The 18,649-nt window shown below is 46.7% G+C and carries 15 protein-coding genes; 3 read left to right on the top strand and 12 right to left on the bottom strand.

All coding sequences use genetic code 11. The features are described 5' to 3' along the window. Positions 1-187 precede the first annotated feature (187 nt). Positions 188-562 (top strand): DUF805 domain-containing protein, encoded by a 375-nt coding sequence (locus EYQ95_RS08815; protein WP_111915413.1) that lies wholly within the window; start codon positions 188-190, stop codon positions 560-562. 78 nt (positions 563-640) lie between these two features. On the opposite strand, the gene EYQ95_RS08810 is transcribed toward EYQ95_RS08815, so the two are convergent. The 9 genes from EYQ95_RS08810 to EYQ95_RS08770 form a co-directional block, all read right to left on the bottom strand. Then, positions 641-1,618: a lipopolysaccharide assembly protein LapB gene (locus EYQ95_RS08810; protein WP_111915414.1), complete on the bottom strand. Its 978-nt coding sequence runs from the start codon at positions 1,616-1,618 to the stop codon at positions 641-643. Between the two features lie 102 nt (positions 1,619-1,720). Next, on the bottom strand, positions 1,721-2,422 hold the full coding sequence (locus EYQ95_RS08805; RefSeq protein WP_111915415.1) for an EF-hand domain-containing protein: 702 nt from the start codon (positions 2,420-2,422) through the stop codon (positions 1,721-1,723). A gap of 114 nt (positions 2,423-2,536) precedes the next feature. Next, on the bottom strand, positions 2,537-3,253 hold the full coding sequence (locus EYQ95_RS08800; protein ID WP_111915416.1) for a response regulator: 717 nt from the start codon (positions 3,251-3,253) through the stop codon (positions 2,537-2,539). Continuing rightward, positions 3,250-4,677, bottom strand: a complete 1,428-nt coding sequence (locus EYQ95_RS08795; RefSeq protein WP_111915417.1) for an ATP-binding protein — start codon at positions 4,675-4,677, stop codon at positions 3,250-3,252. The genes EYQ95_RS08800 and EYQ95_RS08795 overlap by 4 nt, the downstream gene beginning before the upstream one ends. A 5-nt stretch (positions 4,678-4,682) precedes the next feature. Further along, positions 4,683-5,684, bottom strand: coding sequence for an exo-alpha-sialidase (locus EYQ95_RS08790; RefSeq protein WP_207801095.1), 1,002 nt, complete (start codon positions 5,682-5,684; stop codon positions 4,683-4,685). Next, positions 5,674-6,312, bottom strand: coding sequence for a membrane integrity-associated transporter subunit PqiC (locus EYQ95_RS08785; RefSeq protein ID WP_111915418.1), 639 nt, complete (start codon positions 6,310-6,312; stop codon positions 5,674-5,676). Before EYQ95_RS08785 ends, EYQ95_RS08790 begins: the two co-directional genes overlap by 11 nt. Beyond that, entirely contained in the window at positions 6,309-7,970 is a 1,662-nt protein-coding gene (pqiB, locus tag EYQ95_RS08780) for an intermembrane transport protein PqiB (RefSeq protein WP_111915419.1), read from the bottom strand. The genes EYQ95_RS08785 and pqiB overlap by 4 nt, the downstream gene beginning before the upstream one ends. Then, positions 7,951-9,240, bottom strand: a complete 1,290-nt coding sequence (locus EYQ95_RS08775) for a paraquat-inducible protein A (RefSeq protein WP_111915420.1) — start codon at positions 9,238-9,240, stop codon at positions 7,951-7,953. Before EYQ95_RS08775 ends, pqiB begins: the two co-directional genes overlap by 20 nt. 12 nt (positions 9,241-9,252) lie before the next feature. Then, positions 9,253-9,501, bottom strand: a complete 249-nt coding sequence (locus EYQ95_RS08770) for an accessory factor UbiK family protein (RefSeq protein WP_111915421.1) — start codon at positions 9,499-9,501, stop codon at positions 9,253-9,255. A gap of 132 nt (positions 9,502-9,633) precedes the next feature. On the opposite strand from EYQ95_RS08770, the gene rep reads away from it, so the two are divergent. Next, positions 9,634-11,652 carry a DNA helicase Rep gene (gene rep / locus EYQ95_RS08765; protein ID WP_111915422.1) on the top strand — a complete coding sequence of 673 codons (2,019 nt, stop codon included), beginning with the start codon at positions 9,634-9,636 and terminating at the stop codon, positions 11,650-11,652. A gap of 32 nt (positions 11,653-11,684) precedes the next feature. On the opposite strand, the gene EYQ95_RS08760 is transcribed toward rep, so the two are convergent. Together EYQ95_RS08760 and EYQ95_RS08755 are read right to left on the bottom strand one after the other, a co-directional pair. Further along, positions 11,685-14,294 (bottom strand): EAL domain-containing protein, encoded by a 2,610-nt coding sequence (locus tag EYQ95_RS08760; RefSeq protein ID WP_111915423.1) that lies wholly within the window; start codon positions 14,292-14,294, stop codon positions 11,685-11,687. 245 nt (positions 14,295-14,539) lie between these two features. Then, entirely contained in the window at positions 14,540-14,974 is a 435-nt protein-coding gene (locus EYQ95_RS08755; protein WP_207916302.1) for a cytochrome c5 family protein, read from the bottom strand. Positions 14,975-15,232: 258 nt separating this feature from the next. Between EYQ95_RS08755 and dinB the strand changes: the two genes are divergently transcribed. After that, on the top strand, positions 15,233-16,321 hold the full coding sequence (gene dinB, locus EYQ95_RS08750; RefSeq protein WP_111915424.1) for a DNA polymerase IV: 1,089 nt from the start codon (positions 15,233-15,235) through the stop codon (positions 16,319-16,321). 7 nt (positions 16,322-16,328) lie between these two features. Here dinB and EYQ95_RS08745 read toward each other — a convergent pair whose 3' ends face one another. Next, on the bottom strand, positions 16,329-18,512 hold the full coding sequence (locus EYQ95_RS08745) for a S46 family peptidase (protein WP_111915425.1): 2,184 nt from the start codon (positions 18,510-18,512) through the stop codon (positions 16,329-16,331). Between the last annotated feature and the right edge of the window lie 137 nt (positions 18,513-18,649).

Below are 18,649 nucleotides of genomic sequence, written 5' to 3'. Positions count from 1 at the left end.
ACACTAAGCGTAGTGGTAAGAAGCTAAATGAGGCATGTGACTTTGCTAGTTAATAGATGAATTTTAGTCTGACTTTAAAGTTCTCTAGGAAATTTCACAGACACTCCCAACGCAATTTAATGGTCTATACTGCAAGGTGCATTCTGAGAAGTTAAACCATATAAATACAACAACATAAAGAGGAAATATGGACTATTACATTGGAGTATTAAAAAAATACGCAGTGTTTAGCGGTCGAGCGCGTAGAAAAGAATACTGGTTTTTCTATTTGTTCAATGTCATTGCTAGCATTGTTCTGATGCTCGTGGATCGTATGACAGGCACCTATAATCCAGAAATGGGATTCGGAACTTTAGGGGTTATATATGGCTTAGCCGTTCTTATTCCTGCCATCGCGGTTGCCGTACGTAGATTGCATGACACCTCTAGAAGCGGTTGGTGGCTACTTATCGCACTTATTCCTTTTATTGGGGCTATTGTACTCATTATCTTCTTTGTCTCCGACAGTACACCTGGCGAGAACCAATACGGACCTAATCCGAAAGAGATTGAAACCGTTTAAGTTTAGCGCCAAATTTTAGCCATTAAAAAAGCGACTCCGTTTCAGTACGCGAGTCGCTTTTTATTATCGGTTCAACGCTTAGCCTGCAATATTTTGGTTCTCTAGAAGAAACTCATCAATAGCAGTTTGCAGTTGCTCATCTTCACTTGCTAGTTCTTGAGCTTTTACTAAATGAAGGTCTTTTGCCTGCTCTAGATTCAAGTGGTTGAATATTTGCGCCAGCCTAAAGTGGCTGTATCCTTCACGTAAACCTTCTGGGTGCTCTTCAAGCTGTATTAACGCTAGTAGTCTGTCGCGCCCCTTTTCTAAAGCTAAGCCAGACTCAGCTGCATATTTGCCCCACTGGTAATCGACACTATAAATCTCCGATTTCTCCAACGTCTCGTCTTGAGCAATAATGTCGTCGGCCTCTTTCAAGTAACGCTCAGCTTGCTCCCAGTTTTTCTCATTAATATGTAGAGAAGCTGCAGACACACGAGGTGAAAGCTCGTTAGGCATAGCTACGGCCCATTCATCGAATGCGGCAGCTAAATCATTGTTGCGTTGCGCTTGCTGCTCTTCTGTTTCAGCATCAGCTAGCCCTATCATGGCAACATTGAACGGATGCTGGTAGTCACTGTCCATCTCTTCTAAACGCGCCAGCAATTCTCGCGCTTTGTCTTTATCGCCGCCAACAATTCCTGGAGCCGCAGCATAAAACATACCTAAACTAAAGGCTGCCGGCTCGAAATTAGGGTCGATTTCCAACGCCTGCTCCCAGTTTTTGCGCATGCTGCGTGCTATAAAGGGCGCGCGAAATGCCGACGCTTCATTAATTTTGAACATATCAATTTGCCCGAGCACAAAATGATACTCCGCCGTGCCTTCATGCTCTCTTTCTAAACGCTCCATTAACGTTTCGGCTTCGTCGATGTCGCCATTGGTTGCCGCAGTTAACACCGACTCATAAGTTTCACTAGTGTCAAAATCCATAGAAATAGATTGGGCGTGGCTTGGCGCTGCCCAAACAGCTATAGCTAAGCTTAAAGTAAGACAAAGTCTCGTCAAAAACGTCATAAATAGTCCTTGTTATATGTTCTAAGCACATTAAGACACAAAAACGGCATCTCTGTTCCCAAAGATGCCGTTTTATTATGTATAAAAATGTTTCTGAAGTTCTTAAGAGCCGTTTCCAGAACCTTCTTCTTCTGCTTCCTCTTCAACTTCTACCACGTCAGCTTCTATCTCAACTTCTCCAGAAAACTCTCGTTCAATAAATAACTCGTACTCACCTTCTGGCATTGGTCCAAAAATACGCTCTTCCACAACGCGCTCGCCATTCTCATCATGGATAATCACTTCCATTCTACGGCGTGCTTCTTCGTGCATTTCTCTTGCAGCCTCTGCGCGAGCTCGAATTCGTTCACGGTCGATCACACGAAATCCATGAATGTTATCAATGAACGCTTGTTGGTCAACCATACCTGTACCGTCTTGGTCGAGTCGGGTGAACAAGGCTTCCGCCTTTTCTCGAGCTTGACGTTCCATAACTTCCTTCAGCTCGTTCACGTTCACATAGCCGTCGTTGTCTAAGTCAAATTCATTAAATTGCTCTTCCAGGGCTTCGCGGCGCACAATCGTTACCTGCTCCATAATATGCGGAGCCCCTGCACGAGGTGGGCGCGGAGGATGAGGCATCTCACCGTCGCTTTCACCATGGATATGCTCAAACCATACAGCTCGGTGGGCTTCACGGTGTTCCGCGCGTTCTTGCGCTTCAGCACGCTCCGTTTGTTCAGCGGCTGGAACTTGTGCACAAGCAGGCAAAGTTACAATTGAAGCCAGTGTAAGTGGCACTAAGTATTGGGTTAATTTTTTCATCACTTCTCTCCTTTAGGGGAACGCCCTTCACAGGGAATGTTTCATCTCACACGGCTTATCATGGACTAACACTATGGAGCGAGTTTGTTCAAAATATGGAGAAAGTGTGGAGAATTAGTTTTTATTCTCGAGCCACTTATATCCCACACCATAAATAGACTGTATTGGATCGGCTCCGCGCACCAACTTCTCTATTTTAGAACGAATATTTTTAATATGACTATCTACGGTTCGGTCACTCACTATACGGTGATCTTCGTAAGCACCTTCAACCAATGTTTCTCTTGGGTAAACCCTGCCAGGCTGTGACATCAACATTTTTACTAAGCGAAACTCAACTCGGGTCAGCACCAGTGGTTTGCCCTCAATGCGCAGCTCCATCGCCTGTTGGTCGAGTTCAAAAATAGAATGGCAAAGAATACCTTCGGCTGCGTTACTCGTATCTTCCGACGACTTCGACCAAGACATACGGCGCAACATGGCTTCAACTCGAGCAACAATTTCCCTTGGGCTGGTAGGTTTAACCAAATATTCATCTGCGCCTAGTTTCAAACCCAGAATTTTATCTAATTCGTCATTGCGCGCACTTAAAAAGAGAACGGGCACTTGGCTTGTCGCACGCAACTTTTGGCACACTTCAAAGCCGTCTTTTCCAGGCATCATTACATCTAACAACACTAAGTCTGGCTTTCCGCCTCGCTCAAGCGCCTCTAGCATGGCATCTCCCGACTCAAACTCTTCCGTTTGATAATCATGATGCTTGAGGTAGTCGCGCATAATTTCACGAATGTCTGGCTCGTCGTCTACTACCCATATTAACGCTTGGCTCATCTTGTTGTTCTCGAGGTTGAATGAAGTGGTAACTGAATGGTGACTCGGACACCGCCCAATGAAGACGGTTCAAACTCTATACTTCCATGATGCGCTTTAATAATGGCTTTGGTAATTGCCAAACCTAAACCACTCCCTCCCTCTGCTCTGCTTCTGGCAGAATCAGGGCGATACAATCGCTCACCCAATAATTCACATTGGGAAGCGTTAAGCCCCGGAGCAGAGTCTTCGAGTACCACCTCTACCGCGTCTTCATTCACCGACAATGACAACTGAACCTCGCCACGCGACTCGGTATATCGAACACTATTAGAAATAATATTGTTTAGTGCTTGGCATAAACGGTCCATGTCTCCAAGAATATCTATTGTTTGCTCTGGCCATGTCGCTTGTGCATTTAACTGCTTTGCAGTGAAACGTACTTGATAATCTTGCCAAATCGCCTTTACAAAGCTGCTCAACTCAATGGTTTGCCACTCGTAATTTAACGCGCCAGCGTCCGACTGGGCCAACTGATGTAGGTCGTTCACCAAGCGAGTTAAATGCGTTACATGGTGATGCAACCGAGCAAGGTGCGCATTGTCTGCAACCCGAATACCGTCTTGTACTGACTCTATTTCACCTTGCAAAACCGTCAATGGTGTTCTCAGTTCGTGCGCGATGTCTGCCAACATGCGTTGGCGCTGCTCCTGTGCGCTCTCCAGCGCCGCACCAAGCTTATTCATATCGACACCAAGCTCGGACAGTTCGTCGTGACCTTTCGGTTCTGCACGTGCTCCATAGTTTCCTTGCGCCAAAGCCTGACTTACGTCTGCCAAAGCTCGAATTCGTCTCCTAAACCAAATACTTAATAGCCAAGCTACAAAACCGCCAACTAAAATGGCGATGCCACCGGCATAGAGCAGTGCACTACCCTGTTGTCGAGCAAAAACCGCATCTATAGGTCCGGTAGCTCCAGTGGGGCGAACTGTACTTAAAAGCCCTGTAACTTGCTCACCAACGAGTATAGGAATAGTGACGGGGTCGTTAATTTCGGGACCAAATATTCGGTTCCCCGCTGGGGTATATAAATTTAACTCGACAAAAGAAAGCTGCGACTCTGCACTGAAGCGCTCAGGGTTAATAATCAGGTCTCGCTGCAAATTACTGAGCGCTTCGCGCCATAAGCTCGTGGGCGTAATTTCTTGTTCGGGACTCCAACGACCTCGTTGAATTTGCTCTTCATAACGCTGTTGCTGTTGTTCGTAGTAGTCAGCAAGAATAATAGCCACGCGGGTGAGTCGTTCACGCTCTTGGGCTGCTAAGTACTCTTGGAAGTTGTGCATAAATAAGCTTCGCGTTCCTAACAGCACCAACGCAATAAGCAGCAGTCCAGTTCCTGCAATGGCAATAAATAATTGTGTACGGATATTAAATTTGAACAACGACGTTACCCTTCCTCGGTGTCAGGCAATAGATCACAAATAGGTACCTGCGCAAAGTAAATCGACGGGCGATACTTTCGAGCTACCAATCGATGCGCTGAATAGTAGCTCACATAGGCCACACCATCTTTCACCACTAACCCGGCATAACTCGTGTCGCCGCCAGAAGGCAAGCGACCACATTCGGTTAGTTTACCTGTTTCAGTATTCACCCATGCAAAGCTAGTTCTTGCAGCAACAATTTGTTTGTTCTCTACCGTATAAAAGCGCACAACACTCAATATTCGGCCATCGTCTAGGGTCGCCATAACCGGACCGCCAATGCGTTGTTTGGTGTCTTTCCAGTTCCAGCGTTTGTAAGGAGGCTTTGCTGAACCAAGCAACGCTGTTTGAGGGTCGCGTCGCATTAAGCACCACGCTGTTCCGTCTTTGCTAAAACACAGCCCGCTTTCATTACTGTACTCAGGCTTTCGCTTTCCGCGTAAGCGCTCAACCAGTGGAATGAAGTCTATACCGTTTTCAGTACTATAAAGTCGAGCGTGGTAGTCACCACCTACCTTGTAAGCAACACCAAGCCCTGTGGTTAACTGCTCGTTGCTGTCAGGAAATGCCACGCGCCAAAGCCATAAATCTTTCTCACCTACCTCTTGTGCTTGCGACCACTGCCGTCCGGTATCCGACTGCCAGGCATACACCAAATGAGAAAATCCATGTTCTGCTCGAAGCACTTTCTTAGCACTCAATAGCACAAGTTTATTTTGTGGTGTTACGACCAGCGAAGGGTCTCTTAAGTCTGCACCCTCAGCCACGAACACTTTTACGGTCCGCCAAGACTCTCCGTTTTTAGAACGAAGAAGTCTAATTTGCCCGTCTGGCGACACATGGTTTTCACCTTCACGGAAAACACACCACCACGCGCCCCGAAACCATGCAAGGTCAGTAAACGCGTTATGTGGAGCTTTGTACCAAATACGTTTTGCGGGAAATAAGGGTATTTCAGTTGGCATGGTTACTCTGTTTAACTTGCTGAAGTTGTTGCCCGAGCTGAGTGAGTGCATCGTGCCAAGCATTGCTTAAAGCTTCCACCATTGCTGCATACTCTAAATCGCTGTCTTCTTCTGCTGGCCATTGAATATTCGCCTCAGTAGCAATTCGCCCGCTATGCACGAAGTCTTCTTGCGCGTCGCGAACAAACCACTGCAAACGCACCACAGCTTGGCGCTCCGCATTCAAATGAAACGCGTCTACGTGCAAGTCCACTCGGTAATCCATATTGCGCAAATAGCCGGTACTCAACAGTGGCACAAATTGGCTTTGTGGAAATTGCTGCGCCAAACCCAACCTAAGCTGTCGCTCAATTTGCGCTTCCAAACGTTCTGCCCAGCGGTGCATTCTTGTATGGCGAATCTGGGAGTCGGTTTCGGCGATGATTAACGCGTTACCTTTTAGGAACTCAGCCATGCGAATCGAACCAATGGCATATTTGCCAGCAAATGCAGCATCGGCTACTTCGCTTTCCGGCTCTGCAAGCACATAATGAGTTATGGTAGGAGGTCTTGCCGCGCAAGCAGTTAATAGGCAAAGCGCCGCCATCAAGCTCCACTTTTTCAATGTAGACAACTTCAATGTGATCATGGGTCTCTCCTTAACGGCGGATCTTCTGGCACCTTGGTATCAAAAAATAGAGCACTTGGTGTATCTCTCAAAGTTTCACTCACTGGCTCTAAGTCGCGCAGAATTGCATTTAAACGCTCAATCGACTGAGTAAGTTCGTTATAAGCCGGAGCATCAACTGAATAACCTGAGAATGTTCTTTCTAATTCGTCTAACGCTCTTACTAAAGCGCCCGGCAATTCCCGGGTATCCTCATGATTTAATATTTCCGCCAGTTGGTCTGCAGCCTGAGCCACAGACTCTAAGGTCTGTTCTGAGAAACGAAGCGTTTCAGTCGCGGTATCGACAAATTCGTCTAAGTTAATGTCATTTAAGCTGTCTAACAATGCGGTTAACTTCTGGTCGAGCTGGGTGAAGCTGTTCGTGACCGAGGGAAAAACCGGGTATTCACTGTCTATAGAGGCTACTTCATAAGTTTCGTCGGGGTAAAAATTCAGGTCAACGAATAAAGCCCCCGTGAGTAAGTTGCCTGCGCGTAAACTTGCCCGTAAACCAACACGGAACATTTGCGCCAATTCCGCTTGCCACATGAGCATTTGGGCTTCAGAAACCGTTTCGCTAATACGCTCTGGCTCGAATCTAATCAGCACCGGAATTTCTAAATCGAGAAGCGAAGAAGAGCTTCCAGGAACTCCACGGTAAGGCACTTCTTCTACCGTACCCACCCGAACGCCCTTGTACTCCACAGGAGAGCCTTTACTTAACCCGCGCACACTGTCTTCTAACAACACAACATAGCGAATAACTTTAGTATAGCGAGCTTGAGAGGCTTCCTCTTCATTGACGAACAACCGAAATTCACTATTCGCACTGACCATATCTTCGTTATTGGTCGGCTCGAAAGCGCCAAAGGTTACGCCGCCACCTAATAACGACTCTAAAGAACCAATCTCAACGCGTACGCCTTGAGAATCCAGATCCATTTGAGCACCCGAGCTCATCCAAAATCTTACACTCGGTGTCACCAAGCTATGGTATGGCGCCTGTACGAATATTTGGTAATCCATGCTGCGGGTTTCATGGTCGAATACAGCTGTTTCTACCCGCCCAACGGTATAGCCTCTGTACAACACCGGGTCGCCCACACCTAGCATAGTCGCGTCGTCCGCGGTTAAATGAACGCGTAAGCCGTCCATATCTGCGGGTGTTACAGGCGGAGCGTCTAATGCCACAAAATTCTTTTGGTTGTCTCTAGCATCGCCGATTTGTAATTGGATATAAGCCCCCGACAATAAGGTTGAAAGGCCGCTTATTCCCTGCCTGCCCACACGCGGTTTTACCACCCAAAACTGTGTCTCACTATTCAGCATTCGCTCTGTGTCTTGGTACATGCGAACTTCCACAACTGCGCGTTCGAAATCTTCAGACAACCTAACATGTTCGACACGCCCCACAGCCACGTCATGGGTTTTAATCAGTGTTTTACCTGCTTCAATACCTTCTGCACTTGCAAGCTCAATAGTAATCATTTGCCCACGGCTCGTTACCGTGTCGTAAGCCATCCAAATACCAATCGCCACCGCTACAATAGGCACAAGCCATACTGAACTTAGCTTTCGGCTAACCTTCTTCTCAGCTCGCATCATTGAGCTCTTCGTTTCAGGCGTTTCGTTTTGCACCAGCTTGCTCCATGTTGTTTACTGCATCGTTCATTTCGTCAGCGTTAAGTTCTGCTTGCCACAACAAGCGCGGGTCAAATGTATTGGCGGCAATCATGGTAAGCACCACAACACCGGCAAAAGCGACAGCCGCTGCGCCCGGAAGAATGCTTAACAGCACACCACCTTGAATAAGAGCTACCATAATAGCGACCACAAACACGTCTATCATTGACCAGCGACCGACAACTTCTGTAAGTCTATAAAGCTGCATTTTCTTTGGTGTAGCTAACTTAGCAGGCTTTGAAGCCAAATAACTAAGATATCCAAGTACCGCTATCTTTGCGATAGGTACAATGAAACTTGCCACAAAAATTACAAGGGCAATCAAATAGCTGCCCATATCAACCATTTGTAACACACCACCGAGAATAGTCGACTCTCTTTGCCCCCCCAAAGTTTGGGTGTACATCATGGGATAAATATTGGCAGGTATATAAAGCACTAAAGCAGAAATAAGTAGCGCCCATGTCGCTTGAATGCGCAGCGGTGAGGGGGGTGCTATCGATGTATGGCATCTCTGGCATTGCCTCTCTGTAGCAGAGTTCAGCATGCCGCAGCATTTGCACCCGACTAAACCTTGCTCGTGCGCTGTCATACCCCTTTTCGCAAAAGAGGGTGGCTGGGGCTCTTGTTCCAAGGCAAACCATAACCAGTCTGCGTCAACAATACTTACCGTTCTTGCCAACAAAATGACATAAATGAAAAACGCGAAAAACGACCAACCAAACCCAATGTCTGCCATATTAGCCAGCTTTGCTAAGCTAACTAACACCCCCACTAAAAACACGTCAGTCATGAGCCACGGCTTTAGTCCGCTTAATATTCGGGCAATAAATAAAGTACCAGGCAGTTTGACTCGCATCGCTATGGAGCCGTATAGCCACGTCACCATAAGTAAGAAAATTCCGGGAAGAACAATAATGGAAAGGGCAATCAGTAATGCCAGTATCGGCCAGTTATTGTCGAACATGACAAACGCAGCGTCGCTCAACACAATTTCATGTCGAATGCCGCCCATTTCAAAGCTAAGAAAAGAGAATGGCAAGGTGAGTAATAACATCACCAACGCTGCAGTCGCATAGGAAAGTATACGTTGAGCAGGGGCGTCGTGGCGGTGGACGAGCTCATGTTGGCACCGCGGGCAGAAAGCGGATTCGCCCACCTTTAGTACCGGCAAGGCACTTACCCAGTCGCATTCAGGGCAAGCACGCCATCGCCGCGAGCTCACGAGGCAGCCTCGTTACTTGTCTTGAGCCTGTTTAAGTTCATCTAGCTTAGCTTCTAGTGCGTCTATACGCTGTCGCATATGAAGCACCATTTGTTGTTGAATTTCCAAATCTTCTCGAGTTACCACATCCAGCTTACCTAACTGCTGTTGCAAGGTTTGTTTCACGCGCGACTCTAAGTTATCTGCTGCGTCTCTCACACCTTGCGGAATACTGTCTGTAACTTGTTTTGCGAGTTCTTCTAACTTTTTACCGTCTATCATAAGGTTACCTATTACTGCTGGGGTATTTGCTACTTGTTTTACTATAGCATGTTAGCAGGAGTTTCAGCTCCAATAAGAATTCAGGTACAATTCCTCTCTTCTCACGCCAAAGCCGAACAGTGATTCAACGACATGCTACTCAACCCCCAACAACAAGAAGCTGTTAAGTACACCACAGGGCCCCTTCTTGTATTAGCCGGCGCTGGCAGTGGTAAAACGCGAGTTATTACCGAAAAAATTGCACACCTCATTACTTCAGGCGGCTACCAGGCTCGTAACATTGCAGCTGTTACGTTTACCAACAAAGCTGCGCGAGAAATGCGTGAGCGTATTGGTCAAACCCTTGGCAAGCAAAGCACGCGCGGACTTCGAGTGTCAACGTTCCACACGTTGGGTTTAGACATTATTCGCAAAGAAGCAGCCCACTTGGGCTTTAAACCAGGCTTCTCGCTATTCGACGATCAAGACTCCTACGCATTATTGAATGCTTTGACTGAAGACACGTTACAGGGCGACAAAGCACTGATTCAAAAAGTGCAGTATCAAATTGGTCACTGGAAAAACGCCATGTTATTGCCCGAGCATGTTCAGGTAAATAACGACCCAGACGAGATGTTCGCATGGGAAACCTACAAGGCGTATCAACGACATTTAAAAGCCTACAACGCACTAGATTTTGACGATCTTATTTTACTACCGACATTGCTGCTTGCGTCGAAAGAGTCGGTATTAAAGCGCTGGCGACAACGCATTCAATACTTATTAGTAGACGAATACCAAGACACCAATACCAGCCAATATCAGTTAGTTAAGCTACTGGTAGGTGAGCGAGCGCGCTTTACCGTGGTAGGCGACGACGACCAAAGTATTTACTCTTGGCGTGGCGCACAGCCGCAAAACTTGGCGTTGCTACAAAATGACTTTCCACAGCTCAAAGTGATTAAATTAGAGCAAAATTACCGTTCTGTGGGCCGTGTTTTGAAAGCTGCTAATATACTTATTGAAAACAATCCACACGTATTCGATAAGAAACTATTTTCGCAAATGGAATATGGCGAACCATTGCAAGTTATTTACGGCAAAAATGAAGAGCACGAAGCCGAGCGCGTGGTTGCGGAAATTGTGCGCGAACGTTTCATGCAGCAAACCAAGTATGGTGAATACGCTATTCTGTATCGGGGTAACCACCAATCACGAGTGTTCGAAAAGGCACTAATGGCGAACCGTATTCCCTACAAAATTACCGGTGGCCAGTCATTCTTCGCACGCGCAGAAATTAAAGACGTTATGGCTTACTTGCGATTGGTGGTAAACGGCGACGACGACAATGCTTTGTTGCGTATTATTAACGTTCCTCGCCGTGGCATTGGTCCTCAGACATTGGAAAAAATTGGGCAATTTGCGCACCAAGAAAACATTAGTTTATTCGACGCGTGCCAGCACCCAGGCTTAAAAACCATGCTTTCGTCGCACTCTTATCAAGACGTTTTCGGATTCGTGCAGCTTATTCTCAACGCTGCCAGAAGTTCTTCCGGAGACACTCGCGACGCCATAGAGGCGGTGCAAACCCTTATTCAGCAGTCGGGATATGAAGAATTTCTATATGAAACCAGCCCGAGTCCAACAGCCGCGGAAATGCGCGTAAAGAATATTAATGAACTATACCGCTGGGTCGTCAACATGCTGGAAGGCGACGCAGAACACGAAGCCATGAACCTTGAGCAAGTAGTGTCACGCTTAATGCTACGCGACATGCTTAGCAGGCAAGACGAGGAAGATGAAACCGACCAAGTTCAGCTGATGACCTTGCACGCGTCTAAAGGACTAGAGTTCCCTTATGTTTTTATGGTGGGTATGGAAGAAGGCTTACTTCCGCATCAAACCAGCATAGATAACGACGATATTGAAGAAGAACGCCGGCTGGCTTATGTGGGGATTACTCGCGCCCAGCAAAAGCTTATCTTCACCATGGCGAAAGAACGTCGACAATTTGGTGAGGTGATTCGTCCAGAACCTAGTCGGTTTTTATTAGAACTGCCACAAGACGATATTCAGTGGGAAAACCAACAACAACGGTTGCCGGAAGAAGAGCGTATTAAGCGCAGTAAAGCACACGCCGCACGCATTCGCGCCATGCTAGATGAAGACTAAAGGAAAAAGTGCCGATTAAAATATTCTGAAGGCTAAGCTGAGCAACGCAGTTCAGACTTCTCCGACTGCACTTCTTGTGGAGCACCCAAGTAATAACCTTGACCAAAATGCACGCCAAGATCCGTCAACTTCTCTAACTGACGATTATTCTCAACACCTTCTGCGGTAAGGCGAATACCCAACTCTTCACACAATGTAACTACGTGACGCACCATAGCTTGCGCGCGGTCTTTCTTATTGACTTGCGCTACAAAGCGGTGGTCGAGCTTCACAATGTCGAATGGATAGTTGTAGATAAACTGCAGTGGTCCCGCACCTTTACCAAAGTCGTCAAGTGCCAGTTGGAAACCTTGATCTTTAAGTTTACGAAGGCTTGCCAAGATACGACGCGCATCTTCGTTTTGAAGTGACTCTTCGTCGAACTCAAATACCAATGCGGTTGGATTAACTTTCGCCGCCTCGACAATGTCGATGAGTCGCTGAATATGACGATTTCTCAGAAGGTGTTGTACCGACAAGTTAATATGGATAGGCGCCGTACTCTCGCCCGCAGCTTCTCGAGCAGCCAGAAGTTCAGATGCCTGGGTAAGCATCCATGCGTCCATTTCTAGAATAGCTCCAGAACGCTCTGCTAACTCTAAAAACTCTTTCGGTTGAATAAGTTCGTTACCCTTTTTCCAACGCAGTAGCAGTTCGAAGCCCGCATTCGAGCGAGTTTCTAAGTCTTGTACAGGTTGATACCAAAGAATGAAGTCTTCATTCACCTGCGCATGGCGTAATGCTGTTTCTTGGTTAATCGCTGCTACCAAGCCGCTGCGAATGGTTTCGTCGAATACCACGTAACGGCCACGACCCATGCTTTTAGCTTCATACATTGCCGCGTCGGCGTCACGTAATAAGCGCTCAACCGTGTCATGCTCGTCGCGGTAATTAGCAATACCAATACTCGCACCCGAGAAGTGTTCCTGCCCTTCCAGAACGAAAGGCTCTTTCATAACTTCGATAATGCGCGCGGAAATGTCTTTCACGTCATCAATATGGTTGATGCGATCGAGTAAAATAACGAATTCGTCGCCACCTAAACGCGCCAGCAAATCGTGTTCCCGAATCATGCTGCTTAAACGTTCGCTCACCTCGAGCAGGAACTTATCACCCGCTGAGTGACCAAGCGTATCGTTAATGTTTTTAAAGCGGTCTAAGTCGACAAATAGAATCGCGAAGTATTCTTTACTTCGGCGTTTTTGAGCTGACAACGCTTGTTTAACACGATCGGTAAACATTGCGCGGTTTGGCAAGCCTGTAAGGTTGTCGTGGTGCGCATCGTGGAAAAGCCTAGCTTCAATTTTCTTACGACGCTCAATCTCTTCAACAAGCTCTTCAGTACGTTCGGCAATTCTTTTTTCCAAGAATACGTTGGCTCGGGCCAATTTCTCTGCAGAACGACGACGTTCAATCGCTACGGCTACGTGTTGCGAAACGAAGTTCAACAATTCTAAATCGTCTTTCGAATATTTTTGTTCTTCGCTATAGCTCTGAACCGCCAATACACCGAATACTTCACCATCCATAGTTAGAGGCGAACCTAACCATTCGTGAGCGAGTTTACCGTGGTCGCTCGCGCGCACCACTTCACCACGGCGTATTAGTTCGTCTCGGCGCTGCGCATTCACAAATGCTGGACGACCCGTACGCAAAACATACTCGGTTAAGCCTTTTTGCAGGCGACGTTGGCGAGCTTCTGAACCGCTTTCGTCTATGTAATAAGGGAAGTAAACCTGCTGACCATTTTCGGTCAATAAAGCAATATAGAAGTTGTCTGCGTTTAAAAGCTTGTCGATTTGGCGGTGTAAGTCACTGTAGAAGCCGCGCATGTCCTCCGCGGTGTTCGTTAACTCAGAAATAGCATAAAGCACACTAGTTTGCTGCTCAGCCTTTTCCCGATCAGTAACTTCTTTTAATAGACTTTCGTTCGCGAAACGCAGTTCAGATGTTTGGTGCTGTATCTCACGTTCCATCCACTCGCGTTGTCTGAAACGCTCTAACGCATTCGCAACGTGTTGAGAAACGAAAGTTAATAACTCGAGATCTTCATGTTGGTAACGCACATCGTCTACGTAACTTTGCACCACCATTGCGCCAATTACGTCGTCAGCCAGAATAAGAGGAGCACCCATCCAATCAACAGGCAATGAACCCATTGTAGTTACGTCACCGCTGTCGTTGAGTGACTGAATGTCTTCACCGGTACAGAGTAATGGTTCCGCTGAACGCAGAATGTAACCTGTCATACCGTTCATTAACGACTCTGCCGGAACTTCGGCTACAAATTCTGGTGTGTCATATTCGTCGGCAAAGTAAGGAAAGCTAAAGCTACTGCGGTCTTCGTTATACAAACAGATATAAAAGTTACGCGCTTCCATAAGCTGCGCAACAATTTTATGCACTGAAGAATAAAGCTGTTCCATGCTTTGTGCAGACGAGGCAAGTTCGGATATACGGAAAAGGGCCTGCTGAACTACTTCAGCCTGCCTATATTTCTCGGTTAACGCCTTTAACCGCTCAACAACCTTCTCTAGTCGTTTTAGTTTTTCTAGCGCGTCAACACGTTCTGTGGGTGTTCCTTGTGTTCCCGACTTTGTCACTTACTCTCTCGCCTACCATTAACTACAATTTAATCAACCAGTTAGTTAACGGTTACTTGTTATTTATCTTTAGGCGGTAGAAATATTATTACCGTAATTATTATTGTTATTGAAATGTAATAATTACTACCAAGGGCTGAGTATAACTTGGTCAGCTTGGTTTGAAAAGTGAAATGGTCGGACAAGATTGCACAAAAAAACCGCCAACTGGCGGTTTTTTCATAATGCTTTGAAAACTCAGTAAATTAGATGCCTTCGATCATATATTCGATTGCAACCTGAATTTCTTCGTCAGAACAGTTCATACATGTACCACGCGGTGGCATTGCATTGAAACCGTTAATTGAGTGCTCTAGCAGTACGTCCATACCTTGGGCAATACGTGGTTCCCAATCAGCTGCGTTGCCCTTCTTCGGTGCACCTAATACACCGCTCATGTGGCATGCCGCACACGCTTGGTTGAACACCTGCTCGCCTGAACGCGTACCTTGCGCTTCGTTACCAGCACTCGCAGTCTGCGTTTCTTCACCTGCTAAACGAACTTTCGCTACAGGTTTAATACGCTCTAAAATGGCTTCGCGACTCATGTCGTCTGTAGCTGCCCAAACACTGCCAGCTACCGCAACACCTGCAACAACCGCTAAAATATTTTTCCACTTAATTTGGGTTAACACTTTCACATCTCACTCCTGGCTACTCGTACTCAAGCTTCCGAATACATCCGCTTTGCTAACTTCTTGCACCGATTATACGGTTTTATCTTCGCAAGGTAAATGCGCTGTCGAAAATGTATCCACACTGTATGTAATGTTAATTACGGCAACTTAAAATAAAACGTTTAGTGCTTTCTCAATTCAAGACGCTCTGTGTTTCAGGTAAAGTGGCAATATAACTTGCCACGAGATATTTTGGGTAAGCCATGAAATTAGGAAGCGACCTTGCCAGCTGATACAACGCCGGATGCGGTACAACGAAAGATAGCGCTACTAGACTTAGATGCGTTTTTTGCTGCCGTGGAAGTCACTAAAAACCCTGCACTCAAGAACATTCCCTTTGCTGTTGGTGGAGGTGGTGAACGGGGAGTTGTGGCGACCTGTAATTATGAAGCACGTAAGTATGGTGTGAGAAGTGCCATGTCGGGCTTTAAAGCTAGGCAATTATGCCCCCACCTCACTTTTGTTAAACCTGACATGGCAAGTTACAAGGAAGTGTCCAAAAAAGTACGAGCGCTTCTCAGTGAGTATACCGACCTTGTTGAGCCTGCTTCCATCGATGAGTTTTACCTCGATCTTTCTCATTTAAAAAGTCATCAGGGTTCTGCTTCGTTGGCTATGGAAGATGTGCGTGCCCAATTGCGAACAATGGGAATCAGCGGCTCCGCAGGCATTTCCAATCAAAAGATGGTCGCAAAAATTGCGTCCGACGAAAACAAGCCAGACGGCCAATTTGTCGTCCCCCCCGAACAAGTATTCTCATTCATTAGCGCATTATCGCTCAGCCGAATTCCCGGTGTAGGCCCAAAAAGCCAAGAGAGGCTGGCCAATGCTGGATTCCGATTAGGCAAAGACATTCAGCGCGCTAGCGTTGAGCAAGTTCAACAGATACTGGGTGAGAAAAGTGGCTATGTACTGCATCAGCGCTGCCAAGGAATCGACCTTCGCGAGGTTTCAGTTTCACGCACGCGTAAACAAATAAGTGTCGAGGACACCTTAGCGAGAGACTTCGCACAGTTGAAACAAGCCGAGGTGTTTATCGAGAAGTTTCTGTTACCTTCGCTGAAAAAGCGACTTCCTCCGGGCCCTTGGCAAGGAACTAGAATTCGTACTCAAACCGTTAAGTTGAAGTTTAACGACTTTCAACAAACAACCGTTTCTCGTAGTGCCAACAAAGTCTCACCTTCCCTGTTTTACCAGCTGCTTGGAGAAGCTTGGGCTAGAGCAAAAAATAGGAAAGTAAGGTTAATTGGTTTAGGTGTGACATTGCCGGACCCCGACGAGGACCGGCAATTGGAGTTAGACCTAGAATAACTTAACGCTAAAAGTTCAGCGCAGTAAGTCTGCAAGACGGTGTTTCTGCGTCGCCTTGGTGGCTAAATCCGAGTTCTCGAAGAATAGTGTCGGCGCCCTCGTAATAACCTAGAATCCATAGTACATATCGAATATCCACATGAATGGTTCGATGATGCTCACGACTGTAATGCCAATCACTAATGGTTGACTCTTCCATAAGGTCATAAACCAACCCAATTAGACGCCCTTCCTGATCAAAAGTTGGAGAGCCAGAACTTCCCGGGGTACTGTCGGCAGTACTAATGAAATTGACTGGTACAGATTCGCGTTCGAAATTAATAAAGCACTCGTTATTATGCCTTCTCATCATCCCGACAAACTGCTCGGGAACATTCGTTTCGTTGTTTTCTTGAATATGGTCACGAAAAACATCTAAATAAGTTAGCGCCAGCTTGTATTCATTTGGATCTTTGTTAGGGCTTGGGTTATAACCAAGAACCTGTCCTTCACTCACTCTTAAAGTTCGGTTCGCATTGGCGGGCACTTGACGCCCGTACGTCCCCTCGAGTTCTAACTGGGCATTCATAAGCATTGGGCGTGCGTATGCCATACGACCACGGCGCTCAATTTCACGACTATCCATTTGCAAGCGCGCTCTTGAAGTTTGAGTCGCAAACTGCAACCACGGGTCGTCAGACTGCTGAACTTCGTTCAAAGACTTACCTAACCACGCTTCCCTAACTTCGTCTTCAAGCAAGCCGGGGGCCGCGTACAACTCTTCAATACGGTTCTGTAAGCTCTCTTCTGTGGTGTTTTCATCGATACCAAAGAAGTCATTAACAGAAGCAATTTGCTGTGCCTCCGGAAGCTCAAGATAACGGTTCATGAGGTACACCATCAGCCGCTGCTCAAACTCCGGCCAGAGCCTATGTGCATATTGGTCCAAACGAGCCTGTAGTGCTGGTAAGTCGCGCTGCTGAAAACCGCGACTGCGAATGTCTGCAGGTAAGGTTTGCTCGTATGCATAACGATGAACAAGTAATGCAGCACCCGGCAAACTCAACCTATTGAGGAAATTCCACCACAAATCTTGCTCTAGCCACGTACGGTCACTCTGTAGTTGCTCTTGTACCGTCCACCACGCTTCACGAAACATAGGCTCGCGTTCTGGTGCAGATAGCCACTGTAGCAATTGCCCCTGCCTATTCTCGCTTAAACGCTGCACGCCAAAGCGCTGGTAATACTCAATTTGAGACTCGATAAAAGTAATGTGGTTACTCAGCTGAAAATAAACTGGCTGGAAACGAATGCGAGCTCTCTCACTAGTTTCCATTTGCGCTTCCACCATTGCTTCAAAGTCATGCAAATAACTTAGCAAGGCTGGATAGTTTTCTGTGAAGTTCCACTGTACTTCAGACGCGGTGCGTAGACGTTGAGTTTGGCCAGGAAAACCTGCCACACGAACGGTGTCAAAGAATGTTAAATGTGAATCACCGACTTCGGCATATTGGGGTGGCTCTAAGGGAATGTTCTCTTCGGAATAGTCTGCTGCTTTACCTTCGGTGTCGGTGTATACCCGTAGAATTGCAATGTCCGCTGAAAACCTTGGCCATTGCCAATTCATGTCCTCGCCACCATGCATCGTTAACGACACGGGCGGTACGTAAACTAGGCGAACATCGCGATACTCTCGTTCTTTTATTAACAAATAACTTAAGCCGTCTTGGTGAGACTGAACTTGGCACTTTATGGTTGCTTCGTTTTCACACTCGGTAATGAGTTGGTTTCGGTTACGTGTTATTTTCAAGAAACGTTCGCGCGGTGTCATGTCTGCCGTAACACCCACACTCATTGCTTCGGTCACGTCACTTTGCTCGAGGGTAATAGAGGCAAAAAGTCCAGGTGCGGACACTAACTCTTGGTCTTGGCTTTGCGCAATAAAACCGGACGCCTTAATTTCCGACTCCACGTCACTACTCACTTCGAGCGTGTCTTCTATACAGTGCGCGTTGGTGAGCAATAATCCTTGAGAAGAGACCAAGACACCACTGCAGGTGCCAATTTTAACTACCGCTTGAGTAGGTAAATTATTCGAAAGATCTGGCTGCTCACTAGGAAGCCATAATCCTTCAGACGCTGCCACTTGTTTTGTGAAAGCCACACTGGCCAGTAACAATGAACCCCAGACAAGTGGTAATACATACTTCATAAATTTGCCTTTCCGTTTTGGCGCCAGTTAATGTGGTTTTTGACTATGGCGAAATCTTTCCGTCGACTCCAACCAGTTTACTTTGTTTTTACAACTTGGGTACGGAACTTATCACGTTACGACGAATCTTTGCACAC

The organism is Lysobacter sp. N42, from assembly GCF_004344885.1.
Note: the sequence above shows the minus strand (reverse complement) of the source record. Positions and strands in the feature narration are given on the sequence as shown.

Bases quoted from the DNA above. Each gene is read 5' to 3' on its own strand.
- EYQ95_RS08800 (WP_111915416.1), bottom strand. From the start codon at position 3,253: ATGAGCCAAGCGTTAATATGGGTAGTAGACGACGAGCCAGACATTCGT.
- EYQ95_RS08745 (WP_111915425.1), bottom strand. From the start codon at position 18,512: ATGAAGTATGTATTACCACTTGTCTGGGGTTCATTGTTACTGGCCAGT.
- EYQ95_RS08805 (WP_111915415.1), bottom strand. From the start codon at position 2,422: ATGAAAAAATTAACCCAATACTTAGTGCCACTTACACTGGCTTCAATT.
- rep (WP_111915422.1), top strand. From the start codon at position 9,634: ATGCTACTCAACCCCCAACAACAAGAAGCTGTTAAGTACACCACAGGG.
- EYQ95_RS08810 (WP_111915414.1), bottom strand. From the start codon at position 1,618: ATGACGTTTTTGACGAGACTTTGTCTTACTTTAAGCTTAGCTATAGCT.
- EYQ95_RS08815 (WP_111915413.1), top strand. From the start codon at position 188: ATGGACTATTACATTGGAGTATTAAAAAAATACGCAGTGTTTAGCGGT.
- EYQ95_RS08790 (WP_207801095.1), bottom strand. From the start codon at position 5,684: ATGCCAACTGAAATACCCTTATTTCCCGCAAAACGTATTTGGTACAAA.
- EYQ95_RS08785 (WP_111915418.1), bottom strand. From the start codon at position 6,312: ATGATCACATTGAAGTTGTCTACATTGAAAAAGTGGAGCTTGATGGCG.
- EYQ95_RS08770 (WP_111915421.1), bottom strand. From the start codon at position 9,501: ATGATAGACGGTAAAAAGTTAGAAGAACTCGCAAAACAAGTTACAGAC.